Here is a 26737-nt window from a genome sequence, read left to right on the forward strand (position 1 = left end):
GCCAGCACCACGCAGATGACGGCCGAGCCGAGGGCGAATGCGCCGTCGACCTTGAACAGCTTGGTGTCGACGATCAGCGCTTTCACTTTGCCGCGGGCGAATACGGTGCTGAGCAGCACCATGCCGGCCACGACGAGCCAGAACACGATGAACATGCGGTCCAGGAACGGGATCTCGTAGACACCGCTGCCGTTGTCGTGGGCGAAGCCGATCGGCGCGAGGAAGTGCAGGTCCATCATCGTCGGCAGGAACTTCAGGATGATCGAGAACACCAGGCCGCCGACGGTCGCGAACATCGCCGCGTCCGCCGTTGTCTTTTTCCAGAAGAAGCCCAGCAGGAACATGGCCAGGATGCCCGGCGAGACGAAGCCCGTGTATTCCTGGATGTACTGGAAGCCACCCTTCTTGTCGATGCCCATCAGCGGCGCGATCACGATGGCCAGCAGCATCGACACGATGACGGTCATGCGGCCGATCCACACCATCTTCTGTTCGCTGACGTTCGGGTGCAGGCGCTTCTGGTAGATGTCGAGCGTGAAGATGGTGGCGATCGAGTTGGCCTTGCCGGCCAGCGATGCGACGACGGCGGCCGTCAGCGCGGCGAACGCGATGCCCTTGATGCCCGACGGGAGCATCGCCAGCAGGGTCGGGTAGGCGCGGTCCGGATTCAGCTCGCCGCCGACGCGCATGGCGTCGCCCAGCACGCCGGCACGGTCCAGCGCGAACGCGGCGATGCCCGGCATGACGACGATCATCGGCATCACCAGTTTCAGGAATGCCGCGAACAGCAGGCCCTTGCGCGCGGTCGGCAGGTCGGCGCCGAGGGCGCGCTGCGTGATGTACTGGTTGCAGCCCCAGTAGTTCAGGTTGACGATCCACATGCCGCCGATCAGCGTCGACAGGCCCGGCAGGTCCATGTAGTTCTTGTTGTCGCGGCCCAGCACCATTTCGAAGTGGTCGCGGGTCGTGTTGTACAAGGTCGAGAAGCCCTGCAGCGCGCCGTGGCCCTGGCCCAGCTTGGCGACGAGGTCCAGCGCCAGCCACGTGGTCACGAGGCCGCCGATGACGAGGCAGGTCACCTGGATCACGTCCGTGTAGCCGATGACCTTCATGCCGCCCAGCGTGATGATGGCGGCGAAGACGGCGAGGAACAGCATGCAGGGCAGCACGCCGACGCCGGTGACGCTGCCGATCGCGAGCGCGCCCAGGTACAGGATCGAGGTCAGGTTGACGACGACGTACAGGCCGAGCCAGAACAGCGCCATCGTCGTGGCGACGGCCTTGCCGTAGCGCTGTTCGAGGAACTGGGGCATCGTGTAGATGCGGTTCTTGAGGTAGACCGGCATGAAGAACACGGCGACGATGACCAGCGTGGCGGCGGCCATCAGTTCGTACACGGCGATGGCCATGCCGATGCGGAAGCCCGAACCGCTCATGCCGATGAACTGCTCGGCGGAGATGTTGGACGCGATCAGCGACGCGCCGATGGCCCACCAGGTGAGCGAGCCTTCGGCCAGGAAGTAGTCGTGCGAGGCGGACGTGTTCGCGCTCTTCTTGCGGCGGTAGACCCACAGGCCGTAGCCGGCGACGACGACGAAGTAGAACAGGAAGACAATGATGTCTAGGCGGGAGATCAGGTTCATGAGATTGTCTCGTATGACAGGCGGCGCTCGAACGAGGCGCCATCCGCTGGTTGTTATATCGTCCGCCGACGCCGACATGCCCTCGTGGCTGCCGGTCATACCGTCGTCGAGCTTCCAATTTACAAGAGATTATCGGAAACGCCGAAGAAATGCCATTCCAAAATATGCTTTTTGCGTAGTTTTATAACACTTTTTGTTTGCGCAAACATGGTCGGGTGGGCACCCCGTACCCACGCGTGACGCACGCGTCGCGGCGGACGCAAGTTGTGGGGCAGAGCACGTTGTGTGGACGCGCGCATCGCGATAACGTCCGCGTGGGCGGGGGCCGTCCACCCAACGTGGTGTCATCGGCACTGGCTTTGGAACAGAAACGGACGCGGAGACCGCGGATGCACGGCGCCAGGCCGGCGCCGTGCGGAGGAAACGGTCAGGCGACGACGAGGGCCCGGCCGCCGGACGCGCGGCGCGCGCGCGCGTCGAGCTTGAACACGCTGACCAGGTGGTCGAGCGCCTCGGCCTGCTCGTGCAGGCTGTGGGCGGCCGTCGCGGCTTCTTCGACGAGGCCGGCGTTCTGCTGCGTGACGGTGTCCATCTGCGAGATGGCCTGGTTGACCTGCTGGATGCCGGCGCTCTGTTCGCGGCCGGCGTGGCTGATCTCGACCATCAGCTCGTGCATCCGCTGCACGGTCTGCAGCACTTCGCGCATGGTGGCGCCGGCTTCCGACACGAGGCCGGCGCCGCTTTCGACCTGCTGGACCGAGGCGCCGATCAATTCCTTGATTTCCTTGGCCGCCGCCGCCGAACGCTGGGCGAGTGTCCGTACTTCGCCCGCCACGACCGCGAAGCCGCGGCCCTGCTCACCGGCGCGCGCCGCTTCCACGGCCGCGTTCAGCGCCAGGATATTGGTCTGGAACGCGATGCCGTCGATGACCGCGATGATGTCGACGATCTTCTGCGACGACGCGTGGATCGAGCCCATGGTGTCGACGACGCGCGCCACCGCGGTGCTGCCCTGCTGGGCGACGCCGGCCGCCGTATCGGCGAGGGCATTGGCCTGCTGCGCGTGTTCGGCGTTGTTGCGGACGGTCGTCGTCAGCTCTTCCATCGAGGCGGCCGTCTGCTGCAGCGCGCTGGCCTGCTGCTCGGTGCGCGACGACAGGTCCATATTGCCGGCCGCGATCTGCGTGGAGGCGCTGGAGATGGTGCCGGTGGCGGCGCGCACGTTGCCGACGATGTGGGCCAGGTTGGCCTGCATCGACTTCATGGCGGCGAGCAGGCTGGCGTCGTCGCCGGGGCGCGTCTCGACTTCCATCGACAGGTCGCCGGCCGCGATGTGCTTGACGATCTCGGTCGCGTAATCCGGCTCGCCGCCCAGGCGGCGCATCAGCCAGCGCGTGAGCAGCGCGGCGCCGGCGGCGCCCAGCAGCACGCTGCCGCAGAGGAGGGCGATGATCAGCACGCGCGATTCCGCGTAGCGCTGCGAACCGTCGCGGGCGGCCGCGCGCCCGCCTTCCGTATACATGTCGACGGCCTTGTCGACGTTCTTGCGCAGGGCGACGATCAGCTTGTTCGATTCGCCGCGGATCAGTGTCTTGGCCAGCGCGTCGTCGTTCTCGCGTGCGGCGGCGCGCACCTTGGCGTCTTCCGCCATGTAGCGCTGCCACATGTCGAGGAATTCCGCGTACCCCTGTTTTTCTTCCGGCGATTCGAGCAGTTTGACGTAGTCGTCCTGCATGGCTTTCAGGTCGACGAGGTCTTGCGCGATCACCTTGTCGTACTTGTCCATCTCGGACGCGTCGCTGGAGATGATGTATTGCAGCTCGCGTGTGCGGATGCGGGCGATCTGGGACTTGATGTCTTCGATGACGCGGATGCCCGGCATCCAGTGCCCGGACAGCCGCAGCGACGTCTCGTTGACCTTGGCCAGCTGGTGGATGGAGAAGACGCCGACCAGCACGGTCAGGGCGAGGACGGCGGCGAAAGTGATGCCCAGCTTGCTCGCCAGGCGGAGTCGGTTGAACCAGTTCATCGGGAATGTGTATTCGTGAGAGTTAAGGGAAAAGGAATGTTTCCTAAAGTCAATTATGATAACCGACATTCCATCCGCGCGTCATGTCCTGGCGCAGTATTTACGTTCTAAATCGAAACTAAATTGTGACAAATGTGTGCTGCCCGGCGGTAACGTGCGCGAGGTTGCATGAATGACAGCCTATACTCGGCTCGTTGTTCCGTAACTTCACACGTACAACCCATCGATGGCGCCACCGTTTTCACGTCCCGCGGTCCTGTTCGTCAAGCTGATCCTGCTCGGGCTGCTGGTCGGGCTTGCGGCCTGGATCGCGCTGGCTCGCTGGACAATGACACCCCGTAACATGACGTATGCACCCGTCGCCCAGCCCATCGCCTTCAGCCACAAGCACCACGTGTCCGACGACGGCATCGATTGCCGCTACTGCCACACGGCGGTGGAAAACTCGGCCACGGCCGGCATGCCGTCGACGTCGGTCTGCCTCAGTTGCCACTCCCAGCTGTTCCTCGACTCGCCCGCGCTGGCCCCCCTGCACGACAGCGCGCGCACGGGCAAGCCGATCCACTGGGTCCGCGTGCACGACCTGCCGGACTTCGTCTATTTCGAACACGATATCCACGTGGCCAAGGGCGTTGCCTGCATCGAATGCCATGGCCGCGTGGACCAGATGCCGATCACGTGGCGTACCGCGTCGCTGGAAATGCAGTGGTGCCTGCGCTGCCACCGCGATGCGCCGCACCACGTGCGGCCGCTGAACCAGGTGCTGTCGATGGCGCCGGAAAAGCCTTTGAGTCCGGACGAGATCCGCCAGCTGAACCGCCTGTACCGGCTGCGCGACGCCCAGGCGCTGACCAATTGCTCGACCTGTCACCGCTAGGTTGCCGACCATGACGAAGCACGACCATCCCATCATCCCCATCGCCCAGGACGAGCCGTCGCGGCGCCGTTTCCTGAAGCTGATGGCCGCGTCGGCGGCGCTGGCCGGCGCCGGCTGCAGCGGGCCGCCGGCCGAGCCCATCGTGCCGTACGTGACGATGCCGGAGCAGGGCGTGCCGGGCCTGCCCATGTTCTACGCGACCGCCTTCGTGCGGCACGGGCTCGCGCACGGCGTGCTCGTGGAATCGAACATGGGGCGGCCGACGAAGGTCGAGGGCAATCCCGACCATCCGGTGAGCGCCGGGACGACCGACGTATTCGCGCAGGCCTCGATCCTGCAACTGTGGGACCCGGACCGCTCGCAGGCCGTGTTCCATGGCGACGAGATGGCGACGTGGGGCGCGTTCGAGGCCGCGCTGCAGGCGCGCCGGCCCCGCTTCGAACAGGACGGCGGCGCCGGGCTGCGCATCCTGACCGGCACCGTCACGTCGCCGACGCTGGCGAGCCAGCTGGCGGCCCTGCAAAAGCGCCTGCCGAACGCGCGCTGGCATGCGTGGGACCCGCTGCACGACGACGGCGCCGCGCAGGCCGCGCAACTGGCGTTCGGCCGTCCCCTCGATGCCGTGTACCGCCTGGACGAGGCAAGCGTCGTGCTGGCGCTCGACGCCGACCTGTTCGGGACCATGCCCGGCAGCCTGGCCCACGCGCGGGCGTTCACGGCGCCGCGCCGCCTGGGCGCGAACGCCGGCGCCAATCGCCTGTACGTACTGGAAGCGACGCCGACCCTCACCGGCGCCTATGCCGACGCGCGTCTGGCGCGGGCGCCGCACGAGATCGAGGCCGCGCTGTGGCGCATCGCCGCGCGCCTGGGGGCCGCGCCGGACACCGGCCATGCCACCGACCCGGCGCTGGAGCGCTGGGAGGCGGCGGTCGCGCATGCGCTGGACGGCGCCCGCGGCCGGGCACTCGTCGTCGCCGGCCCGGCCGTGAGCCCGGCCGGGCGCGCGCTGGCGTACGCGCTGACCCGGCACCTGAACGGCGGCGCGGACGGCCCGCTGGCCTTCATCGAACCCGTCGAACGCAGCCCGCTGGACCACGGCGCATCGATCGCCGCGCTGGCCGGCGACATGCGCGCCGGCCGCGTCGACACCTTGTTGATGCTGGACGCGAACCCCGCCTACGACGCGCCGGCCGACCTCGATTTCGCCGCGCTGCTGGCGCGCGTGCCGCTCAGCGCCCACCTGGGCCTGTACCGCGACGAGACGGCGCGCGCGGCCGGCTGGCACCTGTCGATGGCGCATTGCTACGAGGCGTGGAGCGACGCCCGCGCGCACGACGGCACGGCGAGCATCGTGCAGCCGCTGATCGCACCGCTGTACGGCGGCCGCTCCGCGCACGAGATCCTCGCGCTGCTGGCGGGCGCCGAGACCCGCGACGGCCACGCGCTCGTGCGCGCCTCCTGGCCGGACGGCGACGCCGCCTGGCGCGACAGCCTGCGCCGGGGCATCGTCGACGGCAGCGCGGCGGTGCCCGTCGTGCCGCCGGCCGCGCGCGCGGTCATGCCGCCGGCGGCGGCGCCCGCCAACGCACCGGCACCCGCCACGGTGCCGCCACCTGCGCTCCCGCTCGTCGCGTTGTTCGCAGCCGATCCGGCCGTCGACGGCGGCGCCTTCGCCAACAACGCCTGGCTGCAGGAATTGCCGCGGCCCCTGACGTCGCTCACGTGGGACAACGCGGCCCTGGTCGGCCCGGCCACGGCGGCGCGCCTGCACCTCGCCGACGGCATGGTGGCGCGCCTGCGCGTGGCCGGCCGCACGGTCGACGCGCCGGTGCTGGTCGTGGCCGGACAGGCCGAGGGCGTCGTCACGCTGCCGCTGGGCTATGGCCGGCGCGCGGCGGGCGGCGTGGGGGAGGGCGTCGGCTTCGACGCGTATCGCCTGCGCACACGGGCCGCGCTGGCCGCACCGCTTGCCTTGACGCTGGAGACGACCGGCCGCATGCACGACCTGGTGTTCCGCCAGCGCGAAGTCGACATGCACGGGCGCGAGCCGGTGCGCGTGCGCGAGCTCGCGCGCGGCGCGCCGCGCGCACCCGAGCGGCAGGAACATGGGTCGATGTATCCGGAGCGCGACTACGACAGCTATAAATGGGGCATGGCGATCGACCTGAACGCCTGCATCGGCTGCGCGTCGTGCACGATCGCGTGCCAGGCCGAGAACAACATCCCCGTCGTCGGCAAGGAAGAAGTGGCACGGGGCCGCAGCATGCACTGGATCCGGGTCGACCGCTACCAGGCCGGCGCGCGCACCCTGTTCCAGCCGGTGCCGTGCATGCATTGCGAGCATGCGCCGTGCGAGGAAGTGTGCCCCGTCGGCGCCACGATGCACGACAGCGAGGGCCTCAACGTGCAGGTCTACAACCGCTGCATCGGCACGCGCTTCTGTTCCAACAACTGCCCATATAAAGTCCGGCGCTTCAACTTCCTGCAATACTCGAACCAGAAGGCCGAGAGCCTGAAGGCGCTGCAGAACCCGGAAGTGACGGTGCGCCGGCGCGGCGTGATGGAAAAATGCAGCTACTGCCTGCAGCGGATCACGCGGGCCCGCATCGAGGCCGAGAAGGCCGGGCGGCGCATCCGCGACGGCGAGATGGTCACCGCCTGCCAGGCCGTGTGCCCGACGCGCGCGATCCGCTTCGGCGACCTGAACGACCCATCCAGCGACGTCGTCGCGGCCAAGGCGTCGCCGCTCGACTACCACCTGCTGGAAGAGCTCAACACGCGGCCGCGCACGAGCTATCTCACGCGCGTGCTGAATCCCGATCCGGAGCTGGAATGAGCACCCCCGACACGCGCGCCAACACGGACAGCCTGCATTCGAAGGGCAGCGCCGTGCTGCGCCCCGGCTGGGGGTATGCGAGCGTCACGGACAAGATCGCGGGCATCGTCCTCACCGACCATTTCGGCTGGCGCTGGTGGACCGCGTTCCTGTTCGCGTCCGCCGGCGTGTTCGCGCTGCTGCTCGCCATCACCTGGCTGCTCGTGAAGGGCATCGGCATCTGGGGCGTCGACATGCCCGTCGCCTGGGGCTACGCCATCGGCAATTTCGTGTGGTGGATCGGGATCGGCCATGCGGGTACGTTCATCTCCGCCGTCCTCCTGCTGCTGCGCCAGAAATGGCGCACGTCGATCAACCGCTTCGCCGAGGCGATGACCCTGTTCGCGGCGGGCATCGCCGGGCTGTTCCCGATCCTGCACCTGGGCCGGCCGTGGTTCTTCTACTGGCTCGTGCCTTACCCGAACGTGATGAACGTCTGGCCGCAGTGGCGCAGCCCGCTCGTATGGGACTTCTTCGCCATCGCGACCTATCTCACCGTGTCGCTGCTGTTCTGGTACGTCGGCCTGATCCCCGACCTCGCCACCCTGCGCGACCGCGCCGGCCAGCGCGGCGAGCGCACCGCCCAGGTCACGTACGGCCTGCTGGCGCTGGGCTGGCGCGGCGAGGCGCGGCACTGGGCCCGCTACGAATGGGCCTACCTGCTGCTGGCGGGGCTCGCCACGCCGCTGGTCGTGTCGGTGCACACGATCGTCTCGCTCGACTTCGCGGTCGGGAACACGCCCGGCTACCACTCGACCATCTTCCCGCCTTACTTCGTGGCCGGCGCGCTGTTCTCCGGCTTCGCGATGGTGCTGACGCTCGCCATCCCGCTGCGCCACGCGTTCGGCCTGCAGGACTTCATCACCCAGCGCCATCTCGCCAACGCCGCCAAGGTGCTGCTGGCGACGAGCTGGCTCGTGAGCTACGGCTACATGGCGGAGATGTTCACCGCGTTCTACAGCGGCGACGTGTACGAGCGCTACATGACGGTGAACCGCTTCGCCGGCCCGTACGGCCCGGTGTACCTGGCCATGCTGACCTGTAACGTGCTCGTGCCGCAGCTGTTCTGGTTCCGCCGCGTGCGCCACAGCGTCGCGCTGCTGTTCGTGCTCAGCCTCGTCATCAACTGCGGCATGTGGATGGAGCGCTTCCTCATCGTCGTCACGTCGCTGCACCGCGACTACCTGCCGTCCGCCTGGGGGATGTTCTATCCGACGCGCTGGGACTGGATCACGCTGTTCGGTTCCATCGCGCTGTTCGTCTGGCTGTTCCTGCTCTTCGTACGCTTTTTGCCCGCGATCTCGATCGCCGAAATGCGCGAGCTGGTGCGCGAATCGGCCAAGGGGGAGGCATGAGCGAACGCGCGCTCTACGGCCTGCTGGCCGAATTCCCCAGCGCCGAGGCCCTGTGCGCGGCCGCGCGCCACGTGCGGGCGCGGGGCTGGACCCGGGTCGAGGCCTATTCGCCGTTCCCCGTCGAGGGCCTGGACGAGATCATCGGCGCGGAGAAGGGCTGGATCGCGCCCGTCACGCTGCTGGGCGGGATACTCGGCGGCGCGGGCACGTACTTCCTGCAATGGTATGCGGCCGTCGTCGACTATCCGATCAACATCGGCGGGCGGCCGCTGAACAGCTGGCCCGCGTTCATCCCGGCCACGTTCGAGATCACGATCCTCGGCGCGGCGCTGGCGGCCACGGTCGCGATGCTGGCGCTGAACGGCCTGCCGCGCCTGTATCACCCGCTGTTCGAGGTGGAGGAGTTCGAGCTCGCGAGCCGCAACCGCTTCTTCCTGTGCCTGCCCGCGCGCGACCCCGTGTTCGCGCCGGGCCCGGCGCGCGACCTGCTCGCGGAACTGCATCCGCTGCTGCTGCGCGAGGTGCCGGCATGAACCGCCTCGTGTTCGTCGTGGCGGCATGCCTGCTCGCGGGCTGCGAAGGCGCGAAGCAGGACATGTACGACCAGCCGCGTTATAAAACCTATGCACCGAGCCCGCTGTTCGACGACGGCGCATCGGTACGCCCGCCCGTCGCGGGCACGGAGCCGCGCGCCCGCGGCGCCTTCGCCGACAGTTCCGGCGGGCGCCAGGGCGTCGACCTCGTGCGGCGCGACGCCGAGGCCGAGGCGGCGCGGACGAACCCCTATCCCGTCGACATGACCTTGCTGAAGCGCGGCCAGGACCGCTACATGATCTACTGCATGCCCTGCCACAGCCCGGCCGGCGACGGCGACGGCCTCGTCGTGCGGCGCGGCTTTCCGGCGCCGCCCACTTACCACCAGGACCGCCTGCGCAACGTGCCCGACCGCCACATCTACGACGTGATCAAGAACGGCTACGGCGTGATGGTGCCGTACGGCGACCGCGTGGAACCGGCCGACCGCTGGGCCATCGTCGCCTTCATCCGCGCGCTGCAACTGAGCCAGCATGCCGAGGTGGCCGCGTTGCCGCCGGACGTGCGCGCGCACCTGGGAGACCAGCCGTGAAGCCGCGCGCGTTCGCCTGGCCGGCGCTGGCGCTGCTCGCCGTCGCGCTCATCACCGCGTGGGCCGGCTGGCGCCTCGACCTGCGCGCGCTGCTGGCCAGCTATCTCGCCGCGTGGTGGTTCGTGACGGGCGCGCTGCTGGGCGGGCTCGCCAACGTGTGGCTGCACCAGCTGACGGGCGGCGCGTGGGGCGAGACGATCCGCGGCCCGCTGCTGCGCGCGGCGCGCTGGCTGCCGCTCGCCTGCATCCTGTTCCTGCCGCTGCTGTTCGGCGCGCCGCTGCTGTATCCGTGGCAGCACGGCGTCACGGGCGCGCCGGACGCCGCGTTCCGCCACGCGTGGCTCAGTCCCGTGTTCTTCACGGTGCGCAGCGTCGCCTACCTGCTGCTGTGGAGCGGCCTCGCGATCGTCGAGACGCGGGCCCGCACGCGGTCGACGGCGCGCGCCGCGGCCTGCCTGCTCGTGTACGGGTTCTCGGTCAGCCTCGCGGCCGTCGACTGGATCATGTCGCTGCAGCCGGAATGGTATTCCAGCGTGTTCGGCTGGCTGGCCGGCACCGGGCAGATGCTGACGGGGCTCGCGCTGGCCGTGCTGCTGATCGACCGCGGCGCCGCGCGCAAGCGGCTGCCCGACCTCGGCAACCTGCTCATGATGTACGTGCTGACGTGGGCCTATCTCGCGTACGTGCAATTCCTGATCATCTGGGCGGCCGACCTGCCGCACGAAATCTCGTGGTATCTGCGCCGCGGCGCGCCCGGCTGGCAGGCGGTCGCGTGGGTGCTCGTCGCCGGCCACTTCGCCGGCCCGCTGTGCATCCTGCTGTCGCGCTACGCGAAGTCCGCGCCCGCGCTGATGGGCGTGCTGGCCGGCGCGCTGCTGGCGGCGCACCTGCTCGATTGCTGGTGGCTCGTGCTGCCGTCGGTCCAGCACCTGACGCGGCACTGGCTGTGGCTCGCGCCGCTCGTCGCCGGCGGCTTCGGGCTGCTGGCGTGGATGGCGCTGACCCGTCACGGAAAGGAGCGCGCGCATGCCTGACCACACCGGCAACGACCTCGACCTGCGCGGCCTGCGCCGCGGCGCGTATGTCATCGTGGGCGGCATCGCCTGCGCGCTCGCCGCGGGCGCCCTGATGCTGCACGAATGGGGCCCGGCCGCCAACACGCCGCCGCATCCGTTCCAGGGCGCGGCGCCGCTGCTGCAGCCGGCGCCGCAGCCGGACCGCGTCGATTATTTCGCCGAAAAGCGCCGCGTCACCGGAAGCTACGGCTGGGTCGACCGCCAGGCCGGCATCGCGCGTATTCCGCTGGACGAGGCGATGAAGCTGCTGGCCGCGGGCGGCGGTGCCGCGGTGCCGGCCGCCCGCGCGGCCGCGGGCACGCCGGCGCCGACCCCGGGCCGGACGCCGCCCGTCCTCGCACCCGGCAAGGAGGCGCGATGAAGTCCGTCGCCGCGTTCCTGTGCGCCGCGTTGCTGCTGGCCTGCGGCCCGGCCGCCGCGGGGGCGCTGGCGCTGCCGCCGCCACCGGCCGCGCGCTTCGATCCCGTGCCCGGCGCCAAGCTGCCGCTGGACGCCGTGCTGCGCGACGAGGCGGGCCGGCAGGTCACGCTGGCCACGCTGTTCGACCGTCCCGTCGTGCTGGTGCCCGGCTATTACACGTGTCCGAACCTGTGCAGCACCTTGTTCGAAGGCGTCGTGCAGGCGCTCGCGCTGTCCGGGCTCGCGGCGGGCGACTATCGCCTCGTCGGCCTGTCCGTCGACCCGCGCGACGGCGCCGCGGCGGCGTCGGCGCGGAAGCGCGCGTATGCCGCGCTGCTGCCCGGCGGGACGGCCGATCTCACCCTGCTGACGGGCGATGCGGCCACGCTCGCGCGGCTGCAGGCGGCCATCGGCTACCGCACCGTCGCCGATCCGCGCACCGGCGAACTGGCGCACGCGGCCGGCTTCGTCGTGCTGGATGCGGACGGCCGCATCGCGCGCGGCTTCTCCGGCGTGCGCTTCGATCCGGCCGGCCTGCGCGACGCCGTGAAAGCGGCCGCGCGTGAGCAACCGGCGCCGTCGTTCGGCCAGCAGGTGCTGCTGCTGTGCGCGCACTACGCGCCGGCGTCCGGCCTTCACACGGGCGGCGCGCTGGCGGCCGTCCGCGCCGGCGTGCTGCTCCTGCCATTGCTGTTCTTCGGCTGGCTGTGGCGCCGGCGGGGAGGGCGGTCGTGAACACGGACTTCCACCTGCTGCCGGCGGACGCCGCCGCCTCCGCGGCGCGCCTCGACAGCCTCGCACTGTGCCTGCTGCTGCTGACGGGCGCCGTCGCGCTGGTCCTGCTCGCGCTGATGATCGGTTTCTCGATCCGCTACCGCGCCGGCTCGAAGGCCGACCGCACGCATGTGCCGAAGAAGGGCCTGCCGGTGGAGATCGCGTGGACCGTGATCCCGCTGCTCCTGTTCCTCGGCATCTATGCGTGGGGCGCCGTCGACTACATCAAGCTGTACCAGGCGCCGCCCAATGCGATGCCCGTGTTCGTCGTGGCCAAGCAGTGGATGTGGGAGGCCGAACACAAGAACGGCCGGCGCGAGATCGGCGAGCTGCACCTGCCGCTGGGCCGCCCGGTGCGCCTGACCATGACGTCGCAGGACGTGATCCACAGCTTCTTCGTGCCGGACTTCCGCGTCAAGCAGGACGTCGTCCCGGGCCGCTACACGTCGATCGTCTTCACGCCGAGCCGCACCGGCGAGTACCGGCTGTACTGCGCGGAATACTGCGGCACGGAGCACGCGATGATGCTGGGGCGCGTCGTCGTGATGCAGCCGGCGGCGTTCGCCCAATGGCTGGAGGCGGGGCCGCGCCAGCCCGGCATGGCGGCGCGCGGCCATGAACTGTACCGGCGCTACGGCTGCAGCGGTTGCCACGATCCGGGGTCGAGCGTGCACGCGCCCGACCTGACCGGGCTGCTGGGCCGGCGCGTGCACCTGGCGGACGGGCGCGAGCTGACGGCGGACGAGCCGTACGTGCGCGACTCGATCCTGGTGCCGGGAAAGGACGTCGTCGCGGGTTACGCGCCGATCATGCCGTCGTTCGCGGGACAGGTCGGCGAGGAGGACATCCTGGCCATCATCGAATACATCAGGGAGAGCGCGCATGACCAGCGCACAGAACGACGCTAGCGTCGTCGACGAGGGATCGAAGCCGCACGAGCGGCACGCGCCGAGCTACCTCGAGGGCGGCTACCGGCTGATCGACTGGCTGACGACGCGCGACCACAAGCGCATCGCCGTGCTGTACGCGATCTCGATCACGTTCTTCTTCTTCCTCGGCGGCGTGGCGGCCGCGCTGATCCGGCTCGAACTGGCGACGCCGGCGGGAGACCTCGTCAGCGACGACACGTACAACAAGCTGTTCACGGCGCACGGCATCATCATGGTGTGGCTGTTCCTGATCCCGTCGATCCCGGCGGTGCTCGGGAATTTCCTCATGCCGCTGATGATCGGCGCGCGCGACCTCGCCTTCCCCCGGTTGAACCTCGCCAGCTGGTATCTGTACATGCTCGGGGGCGCGATCGTGCTGTGGGCGCTGCTGGCCGGCGGCGTCGACACGGGGTGGACGTTCTACACGCCGTTCTCGTCGATGTTCTCGAACTCGCACGTGGTGGCGGCGCTGTCCGGGGTGCTGGTGCTCGGGTTCTCGTCGATCCTCACGGGCGTGAACTTCATCGTCAGCGTGCACACCCTGCGCGCGCCTGGCCTGACCTGGTTCCGGCTGCCGCTGTTCGTGTGGGCGAACTACGCGACGGCGCTGATCCTCGTGCTGGCCACGCCCGTGCTGGCGATGACGCTCGTCCTCGTCGCCATCGAGCGCCTGTTCCAGGTCGGGATCTTCGACCCCGCGCTCGGCGGCGACCCGCTGCTGTTCCAGCACCTGTTCTGGTTCTACTCGCACCCGGCCGTGTACATCATGGTGCTGCCGGCGATGGGCGTCGCCAGCGAGATCATCCCGTGCTTCGCGCGCCGGCCCGTGTTCGGCTACCGCTTCATGACCTATGCGATCCTCGCCATCGCCGTGATCGGCTTCCTCGTGTGGGGCCACCACATGTTCGTCAGCGGCCAGTCGATGTATGCGGGGCTGGTGTTTTCGCTGCTGTCCTTCCTCGTTGCCATTCCGTCCGCGATCAAGGTGTTCAACTGGACGGCCACGCTGTACAAGGGCAGCATCGTGTTTTCGGCGCCGATGCTGTACGCGCTCGGCTTCGTCGGCCTGTTCACGATCGGTGGCCTGACGGGCCTGTTCCTCGCTTCGCTCGCGCTGGACGTGCACCTGTCCGACACGTATTTCGTCGTCGCCCACTTCCACTACATCATGGTGGGCGGCTCGGTGATGGCCTACCTGGGCGGCATCCACTTCTGGTGGCCCAAGGTCACGGGGCGGATGTATTCCGAGACCTGGGGCAAGGTCGCCGCGCTGATCATCTTCGCCGGCTTCAACCTGACGTTCTTCCCGCAATACCTGCTGGGCTATGCCGGCATGCCGCGCCGCTATCACACGTATCCGCCGGAATTCCAGCTGTTGCACGTGCTGTCGTCGGCCGGCGCCGTGACGCTGGCCGTCGGCTACCTCATGCCGCTCGGTTACCTGGCGTGGTCGCTGCGCTTCGGCGCGCGGGCGCCGGCGAATCCGTGGCGCGCGACGGGCCTCGAATGGCAGACGGACTCGCCGCCGCCCGAACACAATTTCGCGACGCCGCCCGTCGTCGTGCGCGAGCCCTACGCCTACACGCCGGAGTCGCCATGAGCGCGCACGAGACGCCGGCCCCGGTCCTCGAACCGCAATTCGGCAGCCACGCGCAGCAGGACTTCGCGCGCTCATTCGGCATGTGGGTATTCCTGTCCAGCGAGCTGCTGTTCTTCGGACCGCTGCTGTTCGGCTACCTGTATCTGCGCATGCACTATCCGCAGGCGACCGGCATGGCCAGCCGCCACACCGACATGCTGCTGGGGACCGTCAACACGGCCGTGCTGCTGACCAGCAGCTTCTGCATGGCGCTCGCCGGCCACGCCGCGCAACATGGGAAGGACATGCGCGGCCGCCGCCGCGCCGCGCGCCTGCTGGCGCTGACGGCGCTGCTCGGCGTCGTCTTCCTCGCCATCAAGGGTTATGAATGGCACCAGGAATTCGGCGAGCACCTGTTCCCCGGCGCCGGCTTCCGGCCCGACGATGCGACCGATCCCGCCACCGTCCACGGCATCGAGCTGTTCTTCCTGCTGTACTTCGCGGCGACCGGCCTGCACGCGCTGCACCTGCTGATCGGCGTATCGGCCTGCGTGTGGCTGATGGTCGTCCTGCGTCATGCGCCGCCGCGCGGACCGGGCAACGAGGCGGTGGAACTCACGGGCCTGTACTGGCACTTCGTCGACGTGGTCTGGATCTTCCTGTACCCGTTGCTGTACCTGACGGCGCGCTCGGGAGGCTGACGTGGACAAGGCCATCCGCCCCCTCGTGTTCGCCTGGATCGCGTTGATGGCGCTGCTGGCCACGACGGCCGGCTGCGCGCTGCTGCGCCTGGGCTGGCTGAACACCGCGATCAGCCTCGCGATCGCGCTCACCAAGGCGCTGCTGGTCGCGATCGTGTTCATGCGCCTCAGGCGCGCGCCCGCGCTGCTGCGGCTCGCGGCCGTCGCCGGGGCCGTGACGCTCGCGCTGCTGTTCGGCCTGTCGTTGACGGATTACGCGACGCGCCCGGAACTCAAGGCGCCGTGGCAGCAGCCGGCGACGGTGGCGCCGCGCTTCGGGAGCCGCTGACGGGCGGTGCCGCCGGCATCATGCGTCGGCCGCGCCATCCGGCGCCGGCCCGTCAGGCGCCGGCGGCGCGCAGCCGGTACCAGGCGATGCCGATCAGTTCATACAGCGCATACCAGGAGCGGCGCATGCCTTCGGGGCTCGGTACCCACGCGTGCAGCGGCTGGGGCTGGCGGCTGAAGAACATCGTCGGCGCGCTGACCACGTCGAGCCCCGCGCGCTCGAACGCGGTGCGGGCGCGCGGCATGTGCATCGCATCGGTCACGAGCAGGATGCGCTGGATGCCGTCCGCGCGCAGCAGCGCGGCGCTGAAGGCCGCGTTCTCGGCGGTGTCGCGCGAGCGGCCCTCGATCCATTTGACGGGCACGCCGAAGTCGTCGCGCAGCGCCGCGGCCATCGCGTCCGCCTTCGTCCACGCGCGGTCGTCCGTGTCGGGATCGACGCCGCTGCTGCCGTTGCCGCCGCTGACGAGGACCGGCAGCCCGGTGCGCCGCTGCAGGTGCGCGGCGTAGCGCAGGCGCGCCAGGGTGATGTAGTCGGGGATGTCGAGGTTGTCGTATTCGGGCGCATGCTGCACCCGCCCGGCGGCCAGCACGACGATCGCCTGCGCCCCGGCGCGCTCGGGCGCCTGCAGCGGCGCGGTCAGGCGTTCGAGCGGTGCGACGAACAGGCGCGCGCCCGCCGTGGTGGACAGGAGGGCCAGCGTGGCCAGGCCGGTGCCGGCCACGATGCGCCCGGCGCGCGGCCGCCAGCGCCACAGCACCAGGCCGAAGGCGATGACGAGGAACAGGCTGGCGGGCGGGAGGATCAGGTCGCGCGGAATGAGGTTGATCAGGTCGAGGACGGGTTTGAGCATCGTGGATGGCGGTCGAGGTGCGGGCGGCCAAAGTAGACCGCAGGCGGGGCGTGGCGTCAAGTCCCGATCCGCCCCTCCCACGCCGCGATCAGGTCGCGGTACGCCGTGCCGACGGGCCGGATGCGGCGCTGCAGGTCGTACAGGCCGCGCGGGTTGACGACGCCGCGCGCCTCGCGCAACTCGATGTTCCAGTCGATCTGGTCGGTCAGCGAAAACCACGTGAAGCCGACGACCGGCACGCCGCTGCGCATCAGGCTGCGCACATGGGCCCACTGGCAGCGCAGCCAGTCGACGGCTTCGTCGCCGCGGCTGCCCTGGTCGAGGTTCGTTTCCGTGTGCATCATCGGCAGGCCGTAGCGTTCGGCGTACTCGCGTGCGATCATCGCGTAGCCCAGCGTTTCGCCGGCGTCGTGCGTCGCGCCGTCCGGATCGACCTGGTGCTCGTTCGTCATATAGTAGTCGCTGCCGAGGACGCAGTGGCCGCACAGCGCGTGCTCTTCGAAGAAGCGGCATTCGTCCGCCGTCATGCCGTGGGCCAGCACGAAGTCGCGCTGCATCGGGTCGAGGGGGCGGCCGTAGTTGAAGTCGAGCGACAGGAAGCGCAGCTGGTTGCGCCGTTCGGCTTCCTCGACGGCGTCGGGCAGGCCCGCATGGAAGTATTCGCTCGACTCGCTTTGCACGAACACGGCGTCGGGGCGCAGCTTGACGATTTCGTGCATCCCCAGCACATTGGCCTTGGCCAGGTGCTTCAGCGCGGTCACGTACGAACGCTGGTCGCGCGCCTGCTCGTTCCACCAGCCGAACAGGGCGGAGAACTTGGCGCACACGTACATTTCGTTGACGGGCGTGTACAGGCCGATCCACGGGTAGCGCGTGGCGAACGCCCTGGCGTAGCCCTGGAACAGCGTGGGGAAATCGGGGTTCTGGAAATTGCCGATCCAGTCCGGCACGCCGAAATGGCACAGGTCCGCGATCGGGGCGATGCCGAGGCGGCGCATTTCGCCGAAGGCCTGGTCGGCGAATTCCCAGTCGTAGCGGTCCGGCGCCAGCCACGTCCGGTGCAGCGGCACGCCATAGCGCAAGGTGCGGATGCCCAGCTGCGCCACGAGTTCGAGGTCCTTCTTCCACTGGCGGTAATGGCCGCATTCCTCCATCTGGTCGCGCCGGATGCGGCCGTCGCCGATGGTCGGGGAACTGCTCTCGATCCCGGTGGCGAACATGAAAGGCAGCATCAGCGCCTCCCCAGCGGCGGCTGCGCGGTGACGACGCCGGGATCGATCTTGTGCAGGTTGTCGAGGCCCGTCAGCAGCATGCAGTCCTGCAGTTCCTGTTCCAGCAGCGTGAGGGCGCACGTGACGCCTTCGCGGCCGCGCGCGGCGAGGCCGTACAGCCACGCGCGGCCGGACAGGCAGGCGTGGGCGCCGAGGCCGATCGCCTTGACGATGTCGCCGCCGGTGCGGATGCCGCCGTCGAACAGCACTTCGATGCGGTCGCCGACGGCGTCGACGATTTCCGGCAGCACCGAGATCGACGACGGCGCGCCGTCCAGCTGGCGCCCGCCGTGGTTCGAGACGATGATGGCGTCGGCGCCGATGTCGATGGCGGTCCGCGCATCGTCCGGGTTCATCACGCCCTTCAGGATCAGCTTGCGCTGCCACTTGTCGCGCACCCAGCGCGCCGTGTTCACGTCGAACGAGGCGTCGAACTGTTCCTCGATCCACTTCGACAGCGAGCCGATCGAGCCGGCTTCCTTGATCTCGTGCTCGAAATTGCCGAACGTGTGGCGCTTGCTGCCCGCCATGTTCGCGAGCCAGCGCGGGTGGCCCACCATCTGCATGATGTTCGACGGCGTCAGGCGCGGCGGCACGGCCAGGCCGTGCTTTTCGTCGGCCCAGCGCTTGCCCTGGGTGTGCAGGTCGATGGTCAGCACGAGCGCGGAGCAGTCGGCGTCGTGGGCGCGCCGCATCAGGCTTTCGTTGACCTTGTGGTCCTTCATGAGGTACAGCTGGAACCAGAACGGCTGATGGATCGCCTCCGCCACGTCCTCGATGGAATTGATGGAGCACGTCGACAGGCAGAACGGCACGCCGAAGTCCACGGCCGCGCGCGCCGCCTCGCATTCGCCGTTGGCCCAGGTGAGGCCCGCGAGGCCCGTCGGGCCGAGGGCCAGCGGGATGCGGGCGCGGTCGCCCACCATCGTGACGGCCATGTCGCGGTGCGAGACGTCGCGCAGGCTGTGCTGGCGCAGCGCCAGTGCGCGCATGTCGTCGAGGTTGCGCTGGACGGTCAGCTGCTGTTCGCTGCCGCCGTGGATGTAGTCGAACACGACGCCGGGCAGGCGTTCCCGCGCGAGGCATTCGAGGTCGAAGATGCTGGCTACCTTGCTCATGCTGTCGTCCTTGTTACAGTTCGCCGCGCGCGGCGAGGTCGCGGATGCGCGCGCCCATCCGGCAGGCGAGGGCCTGGATCGTCAGCGACGGATTGACGCCGCCCGCGGTCGGGAACAGCGAGCCGTCGCAGATCCATAGATTCGGTACGTCCCAGCTGCGGCCGTCCGCGTTCACGACGCTCGTGTCCCGGTCGCCGCCCATGCGGCACGTACCCAGGATGTGGCTCGTGTCGTCGCTCGTCCACACGCCGCGGCCGCCGGCCGCTTCCAGCATCGTGCCCATGAAGCGGCGCGCGTGGTCCTGCATGCGCCGGTCGTTGTCGGAATATTCGAACGTGACGTGGGCGACGGGCAGGCCGTGGCGGTCGCGCACGCCGGACAGCGCCACGCGGTTGCACGCGCGCGGCTCCGTTTCGGCCACGGCGACCAGGCCGGACATGTGGTTATAGTCCTGCATCTCGCGCCGCAGCGCCGCGCCCCACAGGTGCCGCTCGGTGACGAGCAGCTGCGCCCATGCGCGCGGCAGCGGGCCCTGGCTCATGAAGGCGTAGCCGCCGTGGAAGTCCTTGCCGGCGTCCGTGTAATTCCAGTGCTCGCACACGGCCATGTTGGGCGGGCCCTTGTACCAGCGGATCTCTTCGTCGAAGCGGGCCCACATGCCGGGACCGGCGTGCGTCGTCAGGTGCGTGCCGACGAGGCCCGAGCCGTTGCCGAGACCGTGCGGGAAGCGGTCGCACGCGGAATTGAGCAGCAGGCGCGGCGTCTCGATCGCGTACCCGGACACGACGACGTTGCGCGCGCGCTGGAAGCGCCATCGATCGTTGCGGCGATAGTGCACGCCCTGTGCGCGGCCATCCGGTCCGGTCTCGATGCGCCCGGCCATCGCCAGGTCGCGCACTTCCGCGCCCGCGGCCAGCGCGCGCGGAATCCACACGATCAGCGCGCTCTGCTTGGCATTCGTCGCGCAGCCGAAGTTGCAGAAGCCCCGGTACACGCACGGCGGCGACTTGCCGCGCGGCGCGGACACGGTCGCCAGCGGCACGGCGGCCCACGGTATCCCCATGTTTTCCGCGCCGCGCGCCAGCACGAGGCCGGCCGCGTTCATCTCGTGTTCGCGATACGGGTAGCGCCCGCGCGGCGGTCCCCACGGATAGCGCACGGGCCCGGCCACGGCCAGCGCCCGCTCCGCTTCGTCGTAGTAGGGCGCCAGTTCGTCGTAGGTGATCGGCCAGTCGACGCCGTAGCCCAGCCGGCTGCGCGCCTGGAACCACTCGGGCCGGAAGCGCAGCGAGATCATGCTGAAGTGGACGGTCGAACCGCCCACGCCCCAGCCGGAGTTGTTGCCGCCGAGGGCCAGCGCGTCCGCGCCGTCCGAGATCCGTTCCTCGGTCCAGTACAGCTGCTGCTGGGCTTCCTCGTCCGACGCGAAGTCTTCCAGCGGCCGCCAGAACGGCCCGGCTTCCAGCACGACGACGGAAAAGCCGGCTTCCGCCAGCTTGCACGCGAGCGTGGCGCCGCCCGCGCCCGCGCCGACGATGGCGAAATCGACGGTCTCGTCGTCGCCGTATTCGCGCATGTCCACCCAGCCGCCGCGCTCGAACACGTCGGGGGCGCGGCCGGCGCCCGTGCGCGGCGCGTGGTTGCCGCTCATGGCGCCTCCTTCGCTTCCCACGGGTCGCGGCTGTCGAAGCCGAGCCGCACATAGCCGCGCGGGCTCGCGGGGCCGCCGAAGCCGATCTCGTTCCACGCGAGCGGATGCGCATAGTAGAAGCCGGCCGCCGTCTTGAGCAGGTGGTGGATGAAGAAGCGTTGCGCGTCCAGCCCGTGCCAGCGGGGCGACGCGGCGCGGCCGTCCGCCAGCGCCCGCAGCACGGCGTCCTGCGCGGCCGCATCGAGCCGCGCGAACGGCAAGTCGTGCAGGCGGCGCGCCTCGTCGTCGACGGCGCCCAGGCCCTGGCGCCAGGCGTCGCGCAGCGGCGGCATGTCCGGATGGCGGTAGCCTTCGCCGCGGTCGTCGTGCAGCATGGCGTCGATCCAGGGCGTGATCGGAATCGGCTGGTCGCGCTCGGGCTGGGGCAGCAGGCGCGCGTTGATCGCGTCCAGCACGTCCCATTCGTCGGCCGTCAGCCAGCGCCGCGGCGGGACGGCGTCGAGCCGGTGCGCGAGCACGTCGCGCGTGACGTCGTCGAACGACGGGCTGTCCCATTTGGCCAGCACGTCGTAGCCGGGAAAGCGCGGTGGCTGCGTGGCGTCCTTCATGCGATCTCCGTCATGCGGCCCCGCGGCAAGGCCTGCTGCGCCGCGCGCAGCGCCAGCGCGGCGCGGCCGGCCAGGGCCAGCGCGCTGAAGCTGGGCGGCGCCGGCAGCGGCGGACCGGCCAGCAGGTTCTGGCTCCAGTTGCGCCAGCCGCCCATCTGGCGCGCGATGCCGCGCGCGTGGAAGCCCATCCCCAGCATGCCCAGCCACGTGCACGCGGTCAGCAGCGCGTTCGTCAGCCGGCGCGGACCCGGCGCATTCGGCAGCGCGGCGCCGGCCAGCATGATCGCCGTCACTGGCGGCACGCTGACGGGCACCCACATGGCGGGATGCTGGAAGGCGCCGCGGAAGTGCAGCAGCGCCGCTTCCGCGCTCGTGCCGGCCAGGCCGAACGCGGCGAGCCCGCACAGGGCGCGTCCGCTGGGCAGGCCGGCGAGCGTGGGTGCGCCCGCGGCGACGGGGCGGGCCGCGAGGCCGATCACGCCGGCCAGCGCGAGGGCGGCCGGCGCGCCGAGCGGCGCCGCATAGAACAGGTTGCCCCACGACAGGCCGCCGGGCCTGCGCAACACGTTGTAGGCGTGGAAGCCGAAGCCGGCGGCGCCGACGGCGCAGGCGGTGGCATAAGGAACGGTCGCCATCAGGCCGGGCGGGCGCGACCCGGTCATTCGTGACCCGGTCATTCGTGACCCGGTCGTTCGTGACCCGGTCGTTCGTGGTTCGGTCGAGCGCGGCCCAGTCGCTCGTGTCCCGGCCGAGCGCAAGCTGTTCGTTCGCGACCCGGTCATTCGTGACCCGATCGATCGTGACCCGGCCGTTCGCGGCCCGGCCGTTCCCGCCCCGCGCAGCGCGCAGGCGAGCACGACGGCCGCGCTGGCGAGCGGGGCGAACATGCCGGGATTCTCGAAGCCGCCGCGGTAGTGTTCGAGCGCGCTGTCGCTCAGCACGGATGCGGCCAGCATCGCGCTGGCCTGGTACAGCCGGCGCGCTTGCGGCGCGGTGTCGGTGTCGGTGTCGGTGCCGGCGGCGCCGGCCGCACGGCGCGGCAATGGCGGCGGCAATCGTGCCGGCACGGGCGCGGGCAGCCTGCGGCCGGATGCCATCCGCCCCAGCAGCAACGCGCCCAGCGCCAGGCCGAGGGTGGCGGCGCCGAGCCCGCGCGCCAGCGGGCGCGCGTCCGCGGGCGCCGCCGCGTTCACGATTTGTCCCCGGGCAGGATCGAGCTGAGCACCTGGCGCGCGACGCCGGCCAGCATCGAGCCTTCGCTCGGATCGCCCTTGCCGATGGTGGTCATGAAGTGCTTGGCTTCCTCCAGCGTGATGTGCGACGGCAGCGGCGGCACTTCGGGGTCGGTCTTGAATTCGAGGACGACGGGCCGGTCGGACGCCAGCGCCTCGCGCCACGCTTCGCCCACCTTGTCGGGATCGTTGCAGAAGATGCCTTTCAGTCCGATCAGCTCGCCGAAGCGGTGGTACGGGACATCGGGGATTTTTTGCGTCGCCTCGAACTTGGGGTTGCCTTCCATGACGCGCTGTTCCCACGTCACCTGGTTCAGGTCTTCGTTGTTGAAGACGCACACGATCCAGCGCGGGTCCTTCCACTGCTTCCAGTATTTCGATACGGTGATCAGCTCCGCCATGTTATTCATCTGCATCGCGCCGTCGCCGACGAGGGCGATCACGGGCCGGTCCGGGTGGGCGAACTTGGCGGCGATCGCATACGGGACGGCCGCGCCCATCGACGCGAGCCCGCCGGACAGCGAATACATCTGCCCGCGCTGCACCTTCAGGTCGCGCGCATACCAGTTGGCGCAGGAGCCGGAATCGCTCGTGATGATCGCGTCGCGGGCGAGCAGCGGCGACAGTTCGTAGCACACGCGCTGCGGATTGATCGGATTGGCGGAGGCGAGCGCCCGTTCCTCCAGCAGCTTGTACGAGTCGCGCACCGATTTCTCGACTTTTTCGCGCCAGTCCGTCCCGGTCTTGTCCTTCAACAGGGGCAGCAGCAGGCGCAGGGTCTCGGCGCTGTCGCCGTGCAGGTTGACCTCGGCCGGGAAGCGGATGCTCAGCATCGACGGGTCGATGTCGATCTGCACCGCGCGCGCCTTGCCTTCCTTGGGCAGGAATTCGGCGTACGGGAAGCCCGTGCCGATCAGGAGCAGGGTGTCGCAATCGCTCATCAATTCCCAGCTGGCCTTCGTGCCGAGGATGCCGATCGTGCCGGTCACCCACGGCAGGTGATCGGGCAGGGCGGCCTTGCCCAGCAGCGCCTTCGCGGCGCCGGCCTTGAGGCGTTCGGCCACCGCGATGACCTCGTCGGTGGCGCGCAGGGCGCCGGCGCCGACGAGGATCGCGACCTTGCTGCCCGCGTTCAGCACGTCGGCCGCGCGCTGCAGGTCGACCTCGTACGGCACGACGCGCGGCTTGGTGTAGCCGATGCCGGAGAACACGTTGCCGTGCTTGCGGGCCGGTTCCTCGTACGGTTTGTCCTGGAGGTCGTTCGGGAGCACGAGCACGCTCACGCCGTTGCGGCCCAGCGCCGTGCGCATGGCGCGGTCGAGCAGGTGGCGCACCTGGGACGGCTGGCTCGCCTCGTAGACGTAGTCGGCCACGTCCTGGAACAGGCGCTCGAGGTTCAGCTCCTGCTGGTAGTGGGCGCCGCGCGACGTCGTCGGCGCCTGGCCGGTGATCGCCAGCACGGGCATGTGGTCCATCTTGGCGTCGTACAGGCCGGTCACCATGTGCGCCGCGCCGGGGCCGCCGGTCGACAGGCAGACCCCCGGTTCGCCCGTGAACTTGGCGTGCGCCGAGGCCATGAAGGCAGCCATTTCCTCGTGGCGCACCTGGATGAACCGGATCTTGCCGCCAAAGCGGTCGAGTGCGCCCAGCACGCCGTTGATGCCGTCGCCCGGATAGCCGAAGATCGTGCGCACGCCCCATTCGTACAGGCGTTCGACGAAGAAGTCGCCAACGGTTTTGCTCATGTCATGTCCTCGTGATGTCTGGATGGTTGATCAGTGGCGGCGCAACTGGCGCAGGCCGAGCGCGACGCCCGCGGCCGCGCCCACGCCGGCCAGCAGCCAGCCGCGGTGCGTCGTGGCCCACAGCTGCATGCTGCGGGTGCTCGCGCCGGCGTCGAACGTGCCGTGCGCGGCATACGGACCGGGCACCGGGCGCCACAGGTTGTCGGGGCGGTCGGCCGGGATCGTGTCGGCGCGCTGCTGGCCCGCCACGCCCTTGCGCGCCAGGTAGCGGTCGAGCAGGCGCGGGACGAATTTCTCGGCCAGCATCGTCGCCAGCGTGGGGTAGCCGACGCAGATCTCGGCGCGGCGCGCGTGCGCCGCCCACCAGATGGCGCGGCCGGCGACCTCCGGCTGGTAATACGTGCCGATCGGCTTGGGGTGGTGCGTGAGCGTCGTCTTGCACCATTCGAATTGCGGGGTGTTCACGCCGGGCATGTCGACGATGGCCACGTGGATGTCGCTGTGGTCATGTTCCAGCTCGGTGCGCACGGATTGCGTGAAGCCCTTGATCGCGTGCTTGGCCCCGCAATACGGGGATTGCAGGGGAATCGAGCGGTAGGCGAGCGCCGAGCTGACCTGCACGATGGTGCCGCGGTTGCGCGGCCGCATGCGTTTCAGGGCCACCATCGTGCCCCACACGAAGCCGTGGTAGGTGACGTCGGTGACGCGGCGGAAATCTTCCGGCGCGATGTCGGCGAACGGCGCGAACACGGTGGCCATCGCGTTGTTCACCCAGATGTCGATGGGGCCCAGCTCGTTTTCCGCGCGTTCGGCGGCGGCGTCGACCTGGGCGTAGTCGGCCGTGTCGGCCGAGATGGCGATGGCCTGCGGCGACCCCAGGCGCTCGGCCTCGGCGCGCGCGGCTTCCAGGCGGTCGGGATCGCGCGCGACGAGCGCGATGCGTGCGCCGCGCCGGGCGAATTGCTGAACCGCCGCGCGGCCGATGCCCGCGCTGGCTCCCGTGATCACGACGACTTCGTGGCGTGCTTCCGGCATGGCTGGGTCCTCCAATGTTGCGATGCAGGTCCAGCTTAGCACCAAGCGTCGCTGAGCCTCGCCACGTTATGTTTGTGAAAAAGTTCTTGAACAAATGCATGAATCCGATAATTTTTTTCTAACAATCGGCTGCGATACTGTCGAGCTGGATACGATCCATTCCCTGGCCTGCCGCCGGCGGGTTCACATAACGACCACCGCGGAAACGGAAAATGAAAAAACGCTGTTGTCGCTCGTATCGTTGCTGCTGTTGTCCCAGGGCGCCTGTGCCGACGCTTCCGAGCAGAGCACCGGCACGACCAACTAAGGCGCCTTCCTGACGGGCGCCGTCACGGGCGGCCCCAGGTTCCAGTCAGCCAGCCAGGCCATCGACGGCATCAAGCTGTCGCACGCGATCATCTACATGAAAGCCGACCAGGACGGCGGGTCGTGACGGAGGCGCAGTTGCGTGCGCGCTTCGGGGAGGAGTTGACGGGGTGCCGATTTCGCGGCGGCGCTGCAGGAAGGATCGCTGCCGGCGCGCCGGGATTGTCCGGCCGCGCGTTGAGGGCGTAAAAAAACCGCGGTCGCAACCGCGGTCTTTCAAGAGGCCGGTCCGGCAACCGGATCAGGCCTTCGGCGTGCGGCGACGACGCTGCGCGCCCACCAGGCCCAGCATGCCCATGCCCAACAGCATCATGGTGCCCGGTTCCGGCACGGCGTTCGTGAACGTGTTCGAGCCATCGACCTTGAACACGATGTCGTTGTCGCCGGCGACATAGTCCGGGAACATGGCGCTGCCGCCCATGTGGAAGTTTGCGGTCGCCGAGTTGCCGGCCGGGTAGTTCAGGTTCGATTCGAAGTTGACGCCGAACAGCAGTGCCGACACGCCGTCCAGGTAGTTCGGGTCGATGAAGTCACCGGCTTCGGCTTTCAGGGCGGTGATCTTGGTCGAACCCTGGCCGCCCGCACCGGCGATGGTGAAGGTCGACTGGGTGTTGCCGGGAACGATGGTCAGCAGGGCGATCAGCTGGCCGTCGTCGAAGCCGGTGCCGCCGGTGGTCGAGGCGTTGGCGGCGGTGTCGTAGTAGATCGCGACCTTGTTGTCGGTCGAGGCGGGATCGAGGCCGAACGTGGCGGTCGAGCCGGTCAGGCTCGTCACTTTCTCGTTCAGCTTGGCGACGATCGTGAATTCGAACGTCTTGCCGGCACCTTTGGTACCGTTGGCGTTGAAGTCCAGACCGTTGAACAGGGCGGTCGTGTCACCGTCGACACTGGCCAGGTTCGACTGGTACAGGAACTGGAAGTTCTGGCCGACGGTCAGGGGGGAACCGAACGGGCCGACGCCTTTGGCGACGCCGCTACCGGTGGTGTTCCAGTCCAGGGTAGTGGCATCCGATGCCAGGACGCTGCTGCCATCCTTCAGCGTGAAAGCCTGTGCCGACGAGGCGGCGAAAGCAAGGCCGAGGGCGGCGGCAACCGGAATCAGTTTGCGGAACGATTTGATCATGTTAGCTCCAAGTCATCTGCTGGTTAAGGTATCGGGGGGATAGT

24 protein-coding genes are annotated in these 26737 nt (G+C 69.4%); 13 read left to right on the top strand and 11 right to left on the bottom strand.

Features of this window, described 5'->3' with window-relative positions; all coding sequences use genetic code 11:
* Nucleotides 1-1643: sodium:solute symporter family transporter (locus U9J41_RS26645; protein WP_322405199.1), on the bottom strand; the 1643-nt coding region annotated here is incomplete at its 3' end.
* A 427-nt stretch (nt 1644-2070) separates the two neighbouring features.
* A complete protein-coding gene (locus U9J41_RS26650) occupies nt 2071-3672 on the bottom strand; it encodes a methyl-accepting chemotaxis protein (RefSeq protein ID WP_322405200.1) in 1602 nt (533 codons plus the stop codon).
* 226 nt (nt 3673-3898) lie between these two features.
* Between U9J41_RS26650 and U9J41_RS26655 the strand changes: the two genes are divergently transcribed.
* From U9J41_RS26655 to U9J41_RS26710, 12 genes are read left to right on the top strand one after another with little or no spacing between them, the layout of a single operon-like run.
* Complete coding sequence (locus U9J41_RS26655) at nt 3899-4549, top strand: cytochrome c3 family protein (protein WP_322405201.1); 651 nt, start codon at nt 3899-3901, stop codon at nt 4547-4549.
* Nucleotides 4550-4559: 10 nt separating this feature from the next.
* On the top strand, nt 4560-7385 hold the full coding sequence (locus tag U9J41_RS26660; protein WP_322405202.1) for a 4Fe-4S dicluster domain-containing protein: 2826 nt from the start codon (nt 4560-4562) through the stop codon (nt 7383-7385).
* The gene (gene nrfD, locus U9J41_RS26665) at nt 7382-8779 is read left to right on the top strand and encodes an NrfD/PsrC family molybdoenzyme membrane anchor subunit (protein ID WP_322405203.1); all 1398 of its coding nucleotides are present in this window, start codon (nt 7382-7384) and stop codon (nt 8777-8779) included. Before U9J41_RS26660 ends, nrfD begins: the two co-directional genes overlap by 4 nt.
* On the top strand, nt 8776-9312 hold the full coding sequence (locus U9J41_RS26670) for a DUF3341 domain-containing protein (RefSeq protein WP_322405204.1): 537 nt from the start codon (nt 8776-8778) through the stop codon (nt 9310-9312). Before nrfD ends, U9J41_RS26670 begins: the two co-directional genes overlap by 4 nt.
* A complete protein-coding gene (locus tag U9J41_RS26675) occupies nt 9309-9905 on the top strand; it encodes a c-type cytochrome (protein ID WP_322405205.1) in 597 nt (198 codons plus the stop codon). Before U9J41_RS26670 ends, U9J41_RS26675 begins: the two co-directional genes overlap by 4 nt.
* Nucleotides 9902-10939, top strand: coding sequence for a hypothetical protein (locus tag U9J41_RS26680; protein ID WP_322405206.1), 1038 nt, complete (start codon nt 9902-9904; stop codon nt 10937-10939). The genes U9J41_RS26675 and U9J41_RS26680 overlap by 4 nt, the downstream gene beginning before the upstream one ends.
* The gene (locus U9J41_RS26685; RefSeq protein WP_322405207.1) at nt 10932-11342 is read left to right on the top strand and encodes a hypothetical protein; all 411 of its coding nucleotides are present in this window, start codon (nt 10932-10934) and stop codon (nt 11340-11342) included. Before U9J41_RS26680 ends, U9J41_RS26685 begins: the two co-directional genes overlap by 8 nt.
* Nucleotides 11339-12115 carry an SCO family protein gene (locus tag U9J41_RS26690; protein ID WP_322405208.1) on the top strand — a complete coding sequence of 259 codons (777 nt, stop codon included), beginning with the start codon at nt 11339-11341 and terminating at the stop codon, nt 12113-12115. Before U9J41_RS26685 ends, U9J41_RS26690 begins: the two co-directional genes overlap by 4 nt.
* Entirely contained in the window at nt 12112-13062 is a 951-nt protein-coding gene (coxB, locus tag U9J41_RS26695) for a cytochrome c oxidase subunit II (protein ID WP_322405209.1), read from the top strand. The genes U9J41_RS26690 and coxB overlap by 4 nt, the downstream gene beginning before the upstream one ends.
* A complete protein-coding gene (gene ctaD, locus U9J41_RS26700; RefSeq protein WP_322405210.1) occupies nt 13037-14683 on the top strand; it encodes a cytochrome c oxidase subunit I in 1647 nt (548 codons plus the stop codon). Before coxB ends, ctaD begins: the two co-directional genes overlap by 26 nt.
* Nucleotides 14680-15363, top strand: coding sequence for a cytochrome c oxidase subunit 3 (locus U9J41_RS26705; RefSeq protein WP_322405211.1), 684 nt, complete (start codon nt 14680-14682; stop codon nt 15361-15363). The genes ctaD and U9J41_RS26705 overlap by 4 nt, the downstream gene beginning before the upstream one ends.
* Nucleotide 15364: 1 nt before the next feature.
* Complete coding sequence (locus tag U9J41_RS26710) at nt 15365-15691, top strand: cytochrome C oxidase subunit IV family protein (protein ID WP_322405212.1); 327 nt, start codon at nt 15365-15367, stop codon at nt 15689-15691.
* Between the two features lie 52 nt (nt 15692-15743).
* Here the strand turns inward: U9J41_RS26710 and U9J41_RS26715 are convergent, their stop codons facing one another.
* Genes U9J41_RS26715 through U9J41_RS26750 form a run of 8 tightly spaced genes read right to left on the bottom strand, consistent with a single transcriptional unit; the run spans nt 15744 to nt 25204 of the window.
* On the bottom strand, nt 15744-16544 hold the full coding sequence (locus tag U9J41_RS26715) for a YdcF family protein (RefSeq protein ID WP_322405213.1): 801 nt from the start codon (nt 16542-16544) through the stop codon (nt 15744-15746).
* A gap of 56 nt (nt 16545-16600) precedes the next feature.
* Entirely contained in the window at nt 16601-17776 is a 1176-nt protein-coding gene (locus U9J41_RS26720) for a family 1 glycosylhydrolase (protein WP_322405214.1), read from the bottom strand.
* Entirely contained in the window at nt 17776-18933 is a 1158-nt protein-coding gene (locus tag U9J41_RS26725) for an alpha-hydroxy acid oxidase (protein WP_322405215.1), read from the bottom strand. Before U9J41_RS26725 ends, U9J41_RS26720 begins: the two co-directional genes overlap by 1 nt.
* A gap of 13 nt (nt 18934-18946) precedes the next feature.
* Nucleotides 18947-20584 carry a GMC family oxidoreductase gene (locus U9J41_RS26730; RefSeq protein WP_322405216.1) on the bottom strand — a complete coding sequence of 546 codons (1638 nt, stop codon included), beginning with the start codon at nt 20582-20584 and terminating at the stop codon, nt 18947-18949.
* Entirely contained in the window at nt 20581-21192 is a 612-nt protein-coding gene (locus U9J41_RS26735) for a gluconate 2-dehydrogenase subunit 3 family protein (protein ID WP_322405217.1), read from the bottom strand. Before U9J41_RS26735 ends, U9J41_RS26730 begins: the two co-directional genes overlap by 4 nt.
* On the bottom strand, nt 21189-22385 hold the full coding sequence (locus U9J41_RS26740) for a hypothetical protein (protein WP_425261180.1): 1197 nt from the start codon (nt 22383-22385) through the stop codon (nt 21189-21191). The genes U9J41_RS26735 and U9J41_RS26740 overlap by 4 nt, the downstream gene beginning before the upstream one ends.
* Entirely contained in the window at nt 22382-24169 is a 1788-nt protein-coding gene (locus tag U9J41_RS26745) for a thiamine pyrophosphate-requiring protein (protein WP_322405218.1), read from the bottom strand. The genes U9J41_RS26740 and U9J41_RS26745 overlap by 4 nt, the downstream gene beginning before the upstream one ends.
* Before the next feature lie 30 nt (nt 24170-24199).
* Nucleotides 24200-25204, bottom strand: coding sequence for an SDR family oxidoreductase (locus tag U9J41_RS26750; RefSeq protein WP_322405219.1), 1005 nt, complete (start codon nt 25202-25204; stop codon nt 24200-24202).
* A 94-nt stretch (nt 25205-25298) separates the two neighbouring features.
* Here U9J41_RS26750 and U9J41_RS26755 point away from each other — a divergent pair, with 94 nt between their 5' ends.
* Entirely contained in the window at nt 25299-25511 is a 213-nt protein-coding gene (locus U9J41_RS26755; RefSeq protein WP_322405220.1) for a hypothetical protein, read from the top strand.
* 300 nt (nt 25512-25811) lie between these two features.
* On the opposite strand, the gene pepA is transcribed toward U9J41_RS26755, so the two are convergent.
* Entirely contained in the window at nt 25812-26693 is an 882-nt protein-coding gene (pepA, locus tag U9J41_RS26760) for a flocculation-associated PEP-CTERM protein PepA (RefSeq protein ID WP_322405221.1), read from the bottom strand.
* Nucleotides 26694-26737: the final 44 nt, after the last annotated feature.

The sequence above is a fragment of the Massilia luteola genome (assembly GCF_034420155.1).
In the GTDB taxonomy this organism is placed as follows: domain Bacteria; phylum Pseudomonadota; class Gammaproteobacteria; order Burkholderiales; family Burkholderiaceae_D; genus Telluria; species Telluria luteola.